Consider the following 12,806-nt stretch of genomic DNA (forward strand, 5'->3'; position numbering starts at 1 on the left):
GGTCGTTGGTGGTCGCGACGAGCATGGGTCAGGGCTCCGAGCTGGACGCCCACCTATACCGTTCGCTCCGGAGCTGCGCCACGCCCGTTGCCGCTGGCCGCGGGGGCGGTTAGACCCGCGAGATTGCAAGCTGGGACCCCCGCGATGACCGCCACTCGCACCGAGACCGACACCTTTGGCCCCATCGAAGTGGCCGCCGACCGCTACTGGGGCGCCCAGACCCAGCGGTCCCTGCAGCACTTCAGGATCGGCTGGGAGAAGCAGCCGATCCCGGTGGTCAGGGCGCTCGGCGTCGTCAAACGCGCCGCCGCGGAGGCCAACCTGGCGCTGGGCAAGCTCGACCCCAAGATCGCCGAGGCGATCGTCGCCGCGGCCCAGGAGGTCATCGACGGCAAGCTCGACGACCATTTCCCGCTCGTCGTCTGGCAGACCGGAAGCGGCACCCAGTCGAACATGAACGCCAACGAGGTGATCTCGAACCGCGCCATCGAGATGCTGGGGGGCGTGATGGGCTCCAAGACGCCCGTGCACCCCAACGACCACGTCAATATGAGCCAGTCGTCGAACGACACCTATCCGACGGCCATGCACATCGCCTGCGCCGAGGAGGTGGCCCGCAGCGTCATGCCGGCGCTGGAGCACCTGCACCAGGCGCTGAAGGCCAAGAGCGCCCAGTTCGACCACATCATCAAGATCGGCCGCACCCACACCCAGGACGCCACCCCGCTGACGCTGGGACAGGAGTTCGGCGGCTACGCCCACCAGACGGCGATGTCCGTGCGCCGGCTGAAGGAGACGCTCTACGGCCTCTATGAGCTGGCGCAGGGCGGCACCGCGGTGGGCACGGGCCTCACCGCGCCGATCGGGTTTGCCGAAAAGGTCGCCGAGCGGATCGCGGCCATCACCCGGCTGCCCTTCGTCACCGCCCCCAACAAGTTCGAGGCGCTGGCGGCGCATGACGCCATGGTGTTCAGCCACGGGGCGCTGACGGCCACCGCCGCGGCGCTGTTCAAAATCGCCAACGACATCCGCTACCTGGGCTCAGGCCCCCGCGCGGGCCTTGGCGAGCTGTCGCTGCCGGAGAACGAGCCGGGAAGCTCGATCATGCCGGGGAAGGTCAACCCGACCCAGGCCGAGGCGCTGACCATGGTCTGCGCGCATGTGATGGGAAACCAGACGGCGATGGGCTTTGCCGGCTCGCAGGGCCAGTTCGAGCTCAACGTCTACAACCCGGTGATGGCCTACAACTTCCTGCAGTCCTGCAGGCTGTTGGCCGACGCCTCGATCAGCTTCACCGACAACATGGTGGCCGGCATCGAGGCCCGCGAGGACAACATCAAGGCCAACCTGGAGCGCAGCCTGATGCTGGTCACCTCGCTCAAGGAGCACATCGGCTACGACAAGGCCGCCAAGATCGCCAAGACCGCGCACCACAATGGCACGACGCTGCGCGAAGAGGCGGTCGGCGGCGGCTACGTCACCAGCGAGGAATTCGACGCCTGGGTGCGGCCCGAGGACATGATCGGGCCGGGCTAGGGCCTTGCGCCATTGACGGGACTCGCTGCGGGGCGCGTGGCTGCGTCATGGCCAGTGAAACCGTCTACATCCTGCAGACCTATGTCGCCGGGCGCGGCAAGTCGCTCAAAGCCGAGCAGCAGGTGGGCTGCAAGACCGCCGAAGAGGCGAGGCGGAAGGCCGAGCGGCTGGCGCCCTTGCGCGAGGGCGTGGTGGCGTTCTCGGCCACCGCTGACACCGAACTCGGCGACTATGACGAAAACCCGGTGATCCTGTTCAAGTCCGGCCGCCTGCCGCACCCGTTTTCCGAGGCCTAGGCCCGACGCGCCACCGCGAAATCGGCCAGGTCTTCCAGCGCCGGGCGCCAGGGGTTGGCGCCGAAGTCGGCGAGCGCCGCCTTGGCGCTCGCGGCATAGTCGGCGGCCAGGTCCAGGGTCGACTGCAGGGCGCCGGTGGCGCGCATCAGCTCGCAGGTGCGGGTGAAGTCGGCATCGGTCTGTTCGCGCCGGTCCACGGTGCGGATCCAGAACTCGCGCTCGGCCGGGCCGGACCGCGCCATGACCAGCAGCAGCGGCAGCGTCGCCTTGCCTTCGCGGAAGTCGTCGCCGGGGTTCTTGCCGAGATCGGCGCTGTCGCCGGAATAATCCAGCGCGTCGTCCACCAGCTGGAAGGCGATCCCCAGGTCCTCGCCGTATTTGCGCAGCGCCCGGCAGCGTTCGCTCGTGGCGCCGGCGCTGACCGCGCCGGACTCGGCGGCGGCGGCGAACAGCTCGGCGGTCTTGGCCTTGATGATGTCGAGATAGACCTCCTGGGAGAGGTCCAGGTCGTGGGCGCGGGTAAGCTGCAGCACCTCGCCCTCGGCGATCACGCGGGATGCGCGCGCCAGGATCTCCAGCGCCGGCATGGAGCCCGCGCCCACCATCAGCTCGAAGGCGCGCGCGAACAGGAAATCGCCGACCAGCACGCTCGACGGCGCGCCCCAGATCAGGTGGGCGGCCACCCGGCCGCGGCGCAGCTGCGAGGAATCCACCACATCGTCGTGCAGCAGGGTGGCGGTGTGGATGAACTCGACGGCGGCGGCGAGCTTCAGGCAGGCGTCGTCGCGGGCGCCGGCCAGACGCGCGGCGGCGACGGTCAGCAGCGGCCGCAACCGCTTGGCGGAGCCGGCGATCAGATGGTCGGCCAGCGCCGGAATCACCGGCACGGGGCTATCCATATGCCGCTTGATGAGCGCGTCGACGGCGGCCATGTCGGGGCGCGCGAGCGCCAGCAGCGCGTCCAGTGACGGCGGCTTTTCGGCGACGGCGGGATGGGTGGCGACGGCCAAACTCACCTCAGTTAGCGGCGTTGAAACGGCGAAAAGGGGGAGGCTCCGCCGTTGCGAGGGACAATGGTGACGCGATAGGGCACGGTCAAGCGCACCCGCCGCTATACGCTGTCAGAACAGGTTATCGCAGTTCACGGATGATGGACGAAACCACCGAAGACGGCGTCCTGGACGGCAAGGTTCGCCTGCGCCAGCCGATCCGCGGCTATCGCGCGGGCCTGGACGCGGCGCTGCTGGCGGCGGCCTGCGACGCGAAGGCCGGCCAGCGGGTGATCGAGGCCGGCTGCGGGGCCGGCGGCGCGCTGCTGGCGGCGGCGGCCAGACGGCCGGGCGCGCGCTTCACCGGCGTGGAGCGCGATCCCAAGGCGCTGGCGCTGGCGCTGGAGAACATCGCGCTGAACGGCATGGCGGACCGGGTCGGGGCGGTGGCCGGCGATGTGGCCCTGCGGTTCTCGGGGCTCGGCCTGCCGGTTTTCGACGCGGCCCTGGCCAATCCGCCGTTCTTCGACGACCCGGACGCGCTGCGCGGTCCCGCCGCCGAGCGGCGCGGCGCCTGGATGGCCGACGACGGGCTGGAGGCCTGGATCGGCTTTCTGTCGAAGGCGGTGCGCGAGGGCGGGACCATCACGCTCATCCACCGCGCCGACCGCCTGGCCGACATCCTGGCCCTCTTGGCGCCCAAGGCGGGCTCGGCCCAGGTGCGTCCCGTGCTGCCCTTCGCCGACCAGCCGGCCAAGCGGGTGCTGGTGCGCGCCATCAAGACCGGCAAGGCGCCGCTGCGGCTGTTGCCGCCGCTGGTGCTGCACGATCGGCCAAATGAGCGCGGTGAAGGCGGCAAGCACACCCCGGAGACCGAGGCCATCCTGCGCGGCGACGCGGCGCTCGACTGGGGTTAGGGCGCCTCTAGAGACCCAGCCTTTCGCGGAACTTCGGGTCGACGATGTCGGCCCATTCCGGGTGTTTCTGGATGTAGCCGGCGATGAAGGGGCAGCTTGGCTTGACGCTCAGGCCATGCTCCCGGGCATAACCCAGGGCCGCCTTGGCGAGCGCGGATCCCACGCCGCGCCCCTCGAAGGCCGGCGGCACCACGGTGTGCGGCAGAACCATCGCGCCGTTGTGCAGCACATATTCGGTGAAGGCCGTCTCGCCATCGAGATAGGCCTCGAAGCGGCTGGTCGCCTCGTTCATCACGACGGTGGGCGTGTCGGCCATGGCTTGCTCCCCTGCTGGCTCTTCTTGACCCAGGCTGGGCTCGGGGCCAAGGTCCGCCACGCACCGACGCCAACCCTTCGAGAAGGAGCCTTCGTGATGAAACCCATTGCCGCCGCCCTTCACCGCGTCGCCGTGCGGGTTGCCTAGAGCAGCCGATCCTTTCTGCAAGAGACAGGATTCCCGCGGTCGACGCCTGAACGGCTCATGACCCAAAAGGAAACCCTGACATTGCTCAGCTCATATGGCTGGAGCCCGGCGCTCCAGCACGACTTCGAACCCTATGCGGCGCGCGGCCTCGTCCCCGCGCGCGTCATCGTCCAGCAGCGCAATCTCTATCGCCTCGTCACCGACGCGGGCGAAACGGAGGGGCGCATCTCCGGCCTGTTCCGCCATGAGGCGGCGGCCGCCTTCGATCTTGGGGCCTATCCGGTCACCGGCGACTGGGTGGCGGTGGAGCTGAAGGGCGACGCCGCGGTGATCGCCCAGGTTCTGCCGCGCGCGACGGCCTTCACGCGGATGGCGGCCGGCACGGCCAAGGACCGGCAGGTCGTTGCGGCCAACGTCGATATGGCGCTACTCGCCGCCTCCTTGAACGCCGACCTCAACCTGCGCCGGCTCGAGCGTTACCTGGCCACCGCCTACGAGAGCGGGGCCGCGCCCGTGATCCTGCTCACCAAGGCCGACGCCTGCGACGACCCGGAGCCCTTGATCGCGCAGGTCGAGGCGATCGCTTTCGGCGTGCCGGTGCTCAGTGTTTCGGTGCGCACCGGTCAGGGGCTCGACGCGCTGTCGGCTCTGCTGGCGCCCGGCAAGACCGCGGTGCTGCTGGGATCATCGGGCGTCGGCAAGTCCACCCTCGTCAACGCCCTGGCGGGCGTCGAGAAGATGGCCACCAAGGCGATCCGCGAGGACGACGCCCACGGCCGCCACACCACCACGCACCGCGAGCTGATCCTGCTGCCCTCGGGCGCGCTGATCCTGGATACGCCCGGGATGCGGGAGCTGGCGCTGTGGGACGCCGAAGCGGGTCTGGCCGCCGCCTTCGCCGAGACCACCGTTCAGATTGAGGAGATCGCGCAGGGGTGCCGCTTCCGCGATTGCGCCCACGACCGCGAGCCCGGCTGCGCGGTCCGCGCGGCGCTGGCCGACGGGACGCTCGACCCCGACCGCTGGCAAAGCTTCCAGAAGCTGCAGCGCGAACTGGCCCACGCCGAGCGCAAGGAAGACCCGCTGGCCGCTCAGGCCGAGCGCAAGCGCTGGGCGGCGGTCCACAAGTCGGCCCGCGCCTGGACGAAGACCAAGCGCGAGATCGACGACTAGGGCTCTACCCGACCGCCTTGCGGTAGAGGTGCCAGGTGGCGTGGCCCAGCATCGGCATGACGAAGATCAGGCCGACGAGCGCCGGGATCGACCCCAGCACCAGGGCCCCGGCGACGATCGCGCCCCACAGCGCCATCACGCCGGGGTTGGCCGCGACCACGCGGAACGAGGTCTTCACCGCCGTCACCATGCCGACGTCGCGGTCGAGCAGCAGCGGGAACGACACCACGCCCACCGCGAACGCCGCGACGGCGAACAAGGCGCCGACACCGACGCCGGCGACGATCAGGCTCCAGCCGCCGGCGGTCTGGAAAACGCTTTGCTCGAAGCCGGCGAAGGTCTGCGGCGCGGCGCCGCCGAGCGTCGCCAGATAGATCTCCCAAGACACCGCCAGCCACAGGCTGAACAGCGCCAAGAGCACGAAGCCGAGGCCCAGGATCGAGCCCCAGGCGCGCGAATTGACCACCTCAAAAGCGTCGAACCAGCTGACGTGTTTGCCTTCCTCGCGGCGCTTGCTCATCTCGTAGAGGCCGACCGCCGCGAAGGGGCCGATCAGCGCAAAGCCCGAGGCCAGCGGGAAGACCAGCGGCAGCAGGTCATAGCTGAACATCAGCCGGGCCAGCATCAGGCCGGCGACCGGATAGATCAGGCCGATGAACAGGATGTCGTCGCGGGTCGCGCCGACGTCGGCCATGCCCTTCTTCAGGGCGTCCCACAGGTCTGCGACCGCCAGCTTGCGGGCCACCGGAACCGCCTGGCCGGCGTGGCGCGCCGGGTCGAAGCGGAAGGTGCGCAGGCCATCAGAGACCGCCCAACTGAGCTTTTCGGTGACGTATTCGAAGGGGTTCTCGACGTGATGGTCGGCGGGTTTTTCAGACGCCATGCGTGACCTCCCGGTCTTTGTGATCCGGGGTGGGTCGCAGCCAAGGGCCTACAGGGTCCGCGGCTGAAACCACTCCCCAGAGGCTCATTAGTAGCACGCGAGGCGGCCTGAAGGTTCCGGCTCACCCGATCGTTACTTCGGCTTCAGCGGATAGACCGGGAACGGCGGCCGGGGCGGCGCGGCGACCGGACCGAGCTTCTGCATCGCCAGCGACACCGCGGTCTCCAGCTGCGGATCGTGGCCGGCGGCGACCGCCTTGGGGTCCTGCTCCACCGGCACGTCGGGGTCGACGCCGTGGTTCTCCACGTCCCATTGGCCCGACGGCGAGAAGAAGCCGACGTCGGGCGAGGTCACCTGGCCGCCGTCCATCAGAGGCGGCATGGCGCTGATGCCCACGAGGCCGCCCCAGGTGCGTTTTCCCACCAGGGGGCCCAGCTTGTTGGCCTTGAACATCCAGGGAAGCGCGTCGCCGCCGGACCCGGAGGCCTCGTTGGCGATCATCACCTTGGGCCCGAGGATCGAGGCCGCCGGCGTGCGTTCGATGGCGCCATAGCGCGGCTGCCAATAGCCCTGCAGGTGGCGGCTCAGAACCTCGATGATGTAGTCGGCCATCTGGCCGCCGCCGTTGAAGCGTTCGTCGACCACCACGCCCTGCTTGTCGCTCTGGGCGAAGTAGTAGCGGTTGAAGCTGGTGAAGCCGCCGCCGCCGGTGTCGGGCAGGTAGACGTAGGCGAGCTTGCCGCCGGAGAGCTGGTCGACCTTCTTCCGGTTGCCGTCGATCCAGTCGAGGTTGCGCAGCCGCGCCTCGCTGGCGATCGGCAGGACGGTGACGTCGCGCGGCGGTCCGGAGGCGCTGGTGAGGCTGAGGCTCACCGCCTTGCCGACCGTGCCTTCCAGCGGCTGCTGGATGTCCATGGCCGCGCTCACCGCCTGGCCGTTGATGGCGGCGATGCAGTCGCCTTCGTGGATGTTGAGCCCTGGCTGGGCCAGGGGCGCCTTGGCGTCCGGCGACCAGGAGCCGCCGGTGTAGATCTTGGCGATGCACCACTTGCCGCCGACGATCTTGTAGTCGGCGCCCAGCAGGCCGCCCGCCACCTTCTGCGCCGCCGGAATGTCGCCGCCGGAGCCGCGCAGGTGGCCGACCGAGAAGCCGGTCAGCATCTCCTGGAAGATGTAGTTGAGGTCGGAGCGCGACTGCACCGCCGCCACATAGGGCGCCAGGCGCTTTTCGGCGGCGACGGTGTCGTAGCCGTGGAAGTTCGGATCGTAGAAGCTCGCCCGCTCGATGCGCCAGATCTCGTGGTACATCTGCGCCCACTCCGCGGGCGGGTCGACGCGCACCTGCAGGCTGTCGAAGGCGAGCTGCGTGTCTTCGGCCTTTGGCGGCGGCGCGCCCGGCGGCCTCGGCGTCGCGGGGACGACGCTGTAGTGCGGATGCGGCGGCCCGCCGCCGCCGTCCGGCGAAGGCGGCTTCACCTCGGCCAGCAGCACCTTCTCGCCGTCGGCGGTGATCTGGTAGTCGGCCAGGTGCTCGGCCACGGTCTCGACCTTGCGGTCTTCGAGCGTGAAACGCTTCAGGGTCCCGTCGGGGCCGGTGGCGTTGGGGTCGGTCGCGCCCGGATCGGTCAGGAAATACAGCGTCCCGGGCTTGCCGGTCTGCAGCGCGGTCAGCGGTCCGGCCGGGATCGGCATGGCGATGGTCCGTGCGTCGATCGCCGCCTGGCTGAGGCTCCACAGGTCGACCACCGTGGCCTTCGGCGCGGGTGGCGTCGGCGGCGCCTGCGGCTTGGCCTTGGCGTCGGCCTTGGCCTCGCCCGCCTGACCGGCAGGCGTCTTGTCGGCGTTCTCCTTGGCGGTCTCTCGGGCCTCCGACACCGACTTCTCGTCGTCGCTCTCCGGGGCGACCGGTGACGCCGTCGCCGCCGCCAGCGCGATGGCGTAGACCGCGCGGGTCGGGCGGTAGAGGTCGCTCGACATGTCCAGCTGGTGCTGCGCCATGCCGGCGTTGTTGCTGGCCAGGAAGTAGAGGTACTTGCCGTTGCGGTCGAAGGCCGGATCGCGCGCATCGCCCATCGGGTCGGTGACCGGGATCGAGGTCCCCTTCTCCACCGAGAACAGCATCACCCCATGCAGGTGGTTGGGTTGATAGCGCACCCAGGCCAGCCACTTGGAATCCGGCGACCAGCTCATCCCGTGGGTCTGGTCGGTGAAGCCGCCCCAGGCGTCGGCCTCGCCAAGCTGAGTGACCTTGCCGGTGGCCAGATCCAGGACCTGCGAGCGCAGGCGGTTGTCGAAGAAGGCGATCTTCTTGGAGTCCGGCGACCAGACCGGGTGGAAATAGTAGGTCGGCTCGTTGGAGAGCGGATAGACGCGGGCCTTGCCCTCGCCCGTCTGGGCGACGACGTGCAGGGCGTAGAGGCCGGCCGCGTCAGAGAAGAAGGCCACCGACTGGCCGTCGGGGCTCCACGCCGGCTCGCGCTCCATGACGCCCGGCGTATTGGTCAGGTTGCGGACCGGGCCCCTCTTGACCGGCACGGTGAGGATTTCGCCATGCGCCTCGACCACGGCGCGCAGGCCGGTGGGCGAGACCGCCACATTGACCACCTCGTCGCCGACCTTGCGGATGCGGTCGCGCACGTCCGGCATGTCGCCGGTGACGTCGACGCTGAGCAGCTTCGGCTCGCCGCCGGGTTCAAGCGTGTAGAGCTCGCCCAGACGGTCGAAGATGAGGCTCTGGCCGTCGCTGGCGAGCGAGCGGATCTCCGGGCCGGTGTTCTTGTAGACCAGCGCCACCGCCTTGCTGGCCGGATCGTAGCTGTAGACCGACATCGGCCCGCCGCGCGCCGACAGGAAGTAGAGTTTGCCCCGCGCCCAGACCGGCGAGATGTCAGCGGCGCCCTCGTGCGGGACTTCCGTCGTATCGAGCCCGTTCAGCGTGGTGATCTTGATCGTGCTCGCCTGGCCGCCCCGGTAGTTCCCCCAGGAGACGTAGGCGGTGAAGCTGAACGAGAAGGCCGGCGCCATCGGGTTGTAGGCGATCTTCGCCCCGTCCGGCGACAGGGTCCCCGAATAGGCCATCGGCAGCGGCAGCGGCGTCGCGGGACCGCCCTGCGCGTCCACCTCGAAGATCTGGGTGTAGCGGCTGGCGGCGCTGCGGTTGGAGCGGAAGAGAATCCTCTTGCCGTCTGCCGACCAGCCGACCGCGGAGTCCACCGCCGGATGGTAGGTCACCCGATGCGGCACGCCGCCGGCGGCCGGCACGGTGAAGACGTCGGTGTTGCCGTCGTAGTCACCGGTGAAGGCCAGCGTCCTGCCGTCCGGCGAGAAGATCGGCGCGCTCTCGACCCCGACTCCGATGGTGATCCGCGTCGCCTTCCCCCCGGCCCGCGGCACGGTCCAGATGTCGCCGGCGTAGCTGAAGGCGATCAGGTCATGGCTGATCGCCGGCTGCTGCAGGATGTGCGGCGCGGCTTCAGCCAGCGCGGCGGCGGGTTGGGCGAGCAGGCCCGCGGCCGCAAAGGCGAGAATGGATGTGAAGCGCACGGACGATCCCCCCGGAAAACGACCGCCCAGCTTTCCGCCGCGCTCGGGCGTTTGGCAATCGGGTTCCCGGTGCAAGAGCCCTTCCCCTCGATGGGGAAGGGTTGGGATGGGGTGTGACCGCCGAGCTCGAGATAGGCCATCGACCGGCGCCGAACGCGACCGTCGCCCCAGCGTCACATGGCGCACCCCAATCCCCAACCCTTTCCCCATCGAGGGGAAAGGGGGCTGGATACCCGCTTTCGCTGGGATGAGTGGGTGCGTGCCGCGGGCGCTAATTTCTCGCCGTGTCCACCAGCTTGTTCTTGGTGATCCAGGGCATCATGGCGCGCAGGCGCTGGCCGACTTCCTCGATCTGGTGCTCGGCGCCGCGGCGTCGGGTGGCCTTGAAGCTCGGGGCGCCGACGGCGTTTTCCTGCATGAAGTCGCGCACGAAGCGGCCGGACTGGATGTCTTCCAGCACGCGCTTCATCTCGGCCTTGGTCTCCGGCGTCACGATGCGGGGGCCGGTCACATACTCCCCGTACTCGGCGGTGTTGGAGATCGAGTAGTTCATGTTGGCGATGCCGCCCTCGTAGATCAGGTCGACGATCAGCTTCACCTCGTGCAGGCACTCGAAATAGGCCATCTCCGGCGCATACCCCGCCTCGACGAGCGTTTCGAAACCCGCGCGGATCAGCTCGACCAGGCCGCCGCAGAGCACGGCCTGCTCGCCGAACAGGTCGGTCTCGCATTCCTCGCGGAAGGTCGTCTCGATGACGCCCGAGCGGCCGCCTCCGATGGCCGAGGCATAGGCCAGGCCGAAGTCCAGCGCATTGCCGGTCGGGTTCTGGTGGATGGCGATCAGGCAGGGGACGCCGCCGCCCTTCTGGTATTCGCCGCGCACCGTGTGGCCGGGGCCCTTGGGCGCCACCATCAGCACGTCGACGCCGGGCGCCGGCTCGATCAGGTTGAAGTGGACGTTCAGGCCATGGGCGAACAGGAGCGCCGCGCCATCCTTCAGGTTCGGCGCGATCTCGGCATTGTAGATACCGCGCTGCAGCTCGTCGGGCGCCAGCACCATCAGCGCGTCGGCCCATTTGGCGGCCTCGGCGACCGACATGACCTTCAGGCCATCGGCCTCGACCTTCTTGGCGGTGGCCGAGCCGGGCTTCAGCGCGACCACGACGTTCTTCACCCCGGAGTCCTTGAGGTTGAGCGCATGCGCCCGGCCCTGGGAGCCATAGCCTACGATGGCGATCTTCTTGTCCAGGATGCGGGAAAGGTCGGCGTCGCGGTCATAGTAGACGCGCATGATTGTTCTCCTGGGAGGTCAAGAAGCGCTGCGCGTGCGCAACGCACATGCAGCAAAGCGGGCGCTTTCCAGCGTTTTTTTGCCCAAAGGTCAAGGGTTGCCCCATCTGTCGACAAAGCGTCACAGGCGCAGCCTCGCCATGGCCAGCGCGTCGGCGTAGGCCCCATCGCGCCAGGCAAACGCCCGGCAAAGACCCTCGCGCTCGAACCCGAACCGTTCGTAGAGCGCGATGGCGCGCGGATTGTCGGCATAGACGCTGAGTTCGATCCGCTTGAGCTGCAGCCAGTTGTCGGCCAGGTCGATGGCCGCCGCCATCAAGGCCGTGCCGACGCCCCGGCCGGCGTGGGCGTCATGCACCGCCATGCCGATCGATCCCACATGTGCGCGCCGGGCCTCCTCGCGGCCGAGGAAGATCATGCCGACCGCCTTGCCTGCGACCACCGCGACCAGGTTGGCCTGGTTCGCGGACCTGGCGGCGAAGCGCGCCTGGCGCGACTCCACCGAGGTGTAGGGCAGCTGCAAGGTGTCGGCGTAGGCGTTGGGCTGGTTCCACGCCTCGGCGATGTCGGGGACGTCGCCGGCTTCCATGGCGCGGATCGATATTTGGTCAGGGGGTTCTGGCATGGTCTCGTCTCCGAAGGGCGGGCCAAATTTGGCTGGAGGGACGAGGGCCAAGAAAAAGCCCCGTCCGGATCCGGCGGGGCTGGGTGGGTGGTCTGTCGCTTTTGGGGGCTCTCCTAGCGCACGACTCTCCGGTCCGGCCCGCCAGCGGCGGTCTGGGTGGTAAGTACGAGGCTGATGAGCATCGTGCGCATGGGCCGTTCATAACCCGTCCGGCGCAGCTTGGCAAAAAGTCCGCCGGCTACTGCTTGGCCGCCCTGAAGGCGCTGACGATCTTCTGGCCGCCGGCGAACAGGGCCGCGAGACGGTCCTGCGTATCGGCGATCTGGGCGCGGTCCTCCTCGACGCTGCGCAGGCCCGCGGTGGTGAGCAGATAGACCCGCACATGGCCCGGCTCCGGCGTCGGATAGGCGGTCGCCCGCGGCAGGTCGGCGAGTTGCACCTGCGCCAGCCCCACCAGCGCGCGCGCTGCGTCGGCGACGACGGGGTCGCGCCGGCCACCGATGTCGCCGCCGCCGGTGGAGCGATAGACGCTGGCGTCGCCCGAGGCGAACCCCACGGCGGTGACGAGCGCGTCATCGGCCTGGAATTCGACGATCACGCCATAGACCTGCTCCCGGCCGGCGACCGCCTGGACCTCGACGTCCTCCGGCTTGGTGGAGAAGGCCACTTCGCGCAGCGCCAGATAGGTGTCGACGGCCTGGACCGTCGTGGGCGCGTGGGCGCCGGTCGGCTGCGCGCCGGCGGCCGTCGCGCAGGCCAGGACGGCGGCGGCGACGCAGGACTTCAAGAACAAAGGCGACTCCCGGCTTGGACCCGGCGCACCGCTACGTCGCGAAAGCGCCCGAAGCGTGGCATGTCATTGCGGGTCGCTTGCGAGGGAAAGGCGCCATGTCCATTCGCGCCCAAAGAAATTTGAGATGGGCCCCGGCCTGCGCCGGGCTGTGGCTGGCTGCCGCGACTGCAGGCGCTCACGCGGCCGAGCCCGTATCGGGCGCACCCTGCGCACTCGCGGCCCAAATCGTAGGCGATTGGACCGACAAGCCGATCGAGGGACGGCCGTGGGTCGTGGTCGATGGTGGGAGCATGGACCA

The 12,806-nt window shown here is 69.3% G+C and carries 11 protein-coding genes; 4 read left to right on the forward strand and 7 right to left on the reverse strand.

Features of this window, described 5'->3' with window-relative positions; all coding sequences use genetic code 11:
* The first annotated feature begins 144 nt into the window (after positions 1 to 144).
* Together fumC and VKQ35_RS06650 are read left to right on the forward strand one after the other, a co-directional pair.
* A complete protein-coding gene (fumC, locus tag VKQ35_RS06645; RefSeq protein ID WP_324359797.1) occupies positions 145 to 1,536 on the forward strand; it encodes a class II fumarate hydratase in 1,392 nt (463 codons plus the stop codon).
* 47 nt (positions 1,537 to 1,583) lie between these two features.
* Positions 1,584 to 1,832: a hypothetical protein gene (locus VKQ35_RS06650; RefSeq protein WP_324359799.1), complete on the forward strand. Its 249-nt coding sequence runs from the start codon at positions 1,584 to 1,586 to the stop codon at positions 1,830 to 1,832.
* Here VKQ35_RS06650 and VKQ35_RS06655 read toward each other — a convergent pair.
* Positions 1,829 to 2,797, reverse strand: a complete 969-nt coding sequence (locus tag VKQ35_RS06655) for a polyprenyl synthetase family protein (RefSeq protein WP_324360011.1) — start codon at positions 2,795 to 2,797, stop codon at positions 1,829 to 1,831. The genes VKQ35_RS06650 and VKQ35_RS06655 overlap by 4 nt on opposite strands.
* A gap of 185 nt (positions 2,798 to 2,982) precedes the next feature.
* Here VKQ35_RS06655 and VKQ35_RS06660 point away from each other — a divergent pair, with 185 nt between their 5' ends.
* On the forward strand, positions 2,983 to 3,738 hold the full coding sequence (locus VKQ35_RS06660) for a tRNA1(Val) (adenine(37)-N6)-methyltransferase (RefSeq protein ID WP_324359801.1): 756 nt from the start codon (positions 2,983 to 2,985) through the stop codon (positions 3,736 to 3,738).
* A 7-nt stretch (positions 3,739 to 3,745) separates the two neighbouring features.
* Here the strand turns inward: VKQ35_RS06660 and VKQ35_RS06665 are convergent, their stop codons facing one another.
* Positions 3,746 to 4,054 (reverse strand): GNAT family N-acetyltransferase, encoded by a 309-nt coding sequence (locus VKQ35_RS06665; protein WP_324359803.1) that lies wholly within the window; start codon positions 4,052 to 4,054, stop codon positions 3,746 to 3,748.
* A gap of 204 nt (positions 4,055 to 4,258) precedes the next feature.
* On the opposite strand from VKQ35_RS06665, the gene rsgA reads away from it, so the two are divergent.
* The gene (gene rsgA / locus VKQ35_RS06670) at positions 4,259 to 5,374 is read left to right on the forward strand and encodes a ribosome small subunit-dependent GTPase A (protein ID WP_324359805.1); all 1,116 of its coding nucleotides are present in this window, start codon (positions 4,259 to 4,261) and stop codon (positions 5,372 to 5,374) included.
* A gap of 4 nt (positions 5,375 to 5,378) precedes the next feature.
* On the opposite strand, the gene VKQ35_RS06675 is transcribed toward rsgA, so the two are convergent.
* The 5 genes from VKQ35_RS06675 to VKQ35_RS06695 all read right to left on the reverse strand — a co-directional run bounded on the left by VKQ35_RS06675 (position 5,379) and on the right by VKQ35_RS06695 (position 12,508).
* Positions 5,379 to 6,257, reverse strand: coding sequence for a DUF2189 domain-containing protein (locus tag VKQ35_RS06675; RefSeq protein ID WP_324359807.1), 879 nt, complete (start codon positions 6,255 to 6,257; stop codon positions 5,379 to 5,381).
* 132 nt (positions 6,258 to 6,389) lie between these two features.
* Positions 6,390 to 9,800 carry a S41 family peptidase gene (locus VKQ35_RS06680; protein ID WP_324359809.1) on the reverse strand — a complete coding sequence of 1,137 codons (3,411 nt, stop codon included), beginning with the start codon at positions 9,798 to 9,800 and terminating at the stop codon, positions 6,390 to 6,392.
* 271 nt (positions 9,801 to 10,071) lie between these two features.
* Positions 10,072 to 11,091, reverse strand: coding sequence for a ketol-acid reductoisomerase (gene ilvC / locus VKQ35_RS06685; RefSeq protein WP_324359811.1), 1,020 nt, complete (start codon positions 11,089 to 11,091; stop codon positions 10,072 to 10,074).
* 120 nt (positions 11,092 to 11,211) lie between these two features.
* Positions 11,212 to 11,715 carry a GNAT family N-acetyltransferase gene (locus VKQ35_RS06690; RefSeq protein ID WP_324359813.1) on the reverse strand — a complete coding sequence of 168 codons (504 nt, stop codon included), beginning with the start codon at positions 11,713 to 11,715 and terminating at the stop codon, positions 11,212 to 11,214.
* A 238-nt stretch (positions 11,716 to 11,953) separates the two neighbouring features.
* Positions 11,954 to 12,508: a hypothetical protein gene (locus VKQ35_RS06695; protein WP_324359815.1), complete on the reverse strand. Its 555-nt coding sequence runs from the start codon at positions 12,506 to 12,508 to the stop codon at positions 11,954 to 11,956.
* Positions 12,509 to 12,806: the final 298 nt, after the last annotated feature.

Source organism: Phenylobacterium sp., assembly GCF_035309685.1.
Classification (GTDB): Bacteria; Pseudomonadota; Alphaproteobacteria; order Caulobacterales; family Caulobacteraceae; genus Phenylobacterium.

What these genes read in the sequence shown, in the direction of transcription:
- VKQ35_RS06690 (WP_324359813.1), bottom strand. Translation starts at nt 11,715, where the DNA reads ATGCCAGAACCCCCTGACCAAATATCGATCCGCGCCATGGAAGCCGGC.
- ilvC (WP_324359811.1), bottom strand. Translation starts at nt 11,091, where the DNA reads ATGCGCGTCTACTATGACCGCGACGCCGACCTTTCCCGCATCCTGGAC.
- VKQ35_RS06660 (WP_324359801.1), top strand. Translation starts at nt 2,983, where the DNA reads ATGGACGAAACCACCGAAGACGGCGTCCTGGACGGCAAGGTTCGCCTG.
- VKQ35_RS06675 (WP_324359807.1), bottom strand. Translation starts at nt 6,257, where the DNA reads ATGGCGTCTGAAAAACCCGCCGACCATCACGTCGAGAACCCCTTCGAA.
- VKQ35_RS06650 (WP_324359799.1), top strand. Translation starts at nt 1,584, where the DNA reads ATGGCCAGTGAAACCGTCTACATCCTGCAGACCTATGTCGCCGGGCGC.
- VKQ35_RS06665 (WP_324359803.1), bottom strand. Translation starts at nt 4,054, where the DNA reads ATGGCCGACACGCCCACCGTCGTGATGAACGAGGCGACCAGCCGCTTC.
- fumC (WP_324359797.1), top strand. Translation starts at nt 145, where the DNA reads ATGACCGCCACTCGCACCGAGACCGACACCTTTGGCCCCATCGAAGTG.
- rsgA (WP_324359805.1), top strand. Translation starts at nt 4,259, where the DNA reads ATGACCCAAAAGGAAACCCTGACATTGCTCAGCTCATATGGCTGGAGC.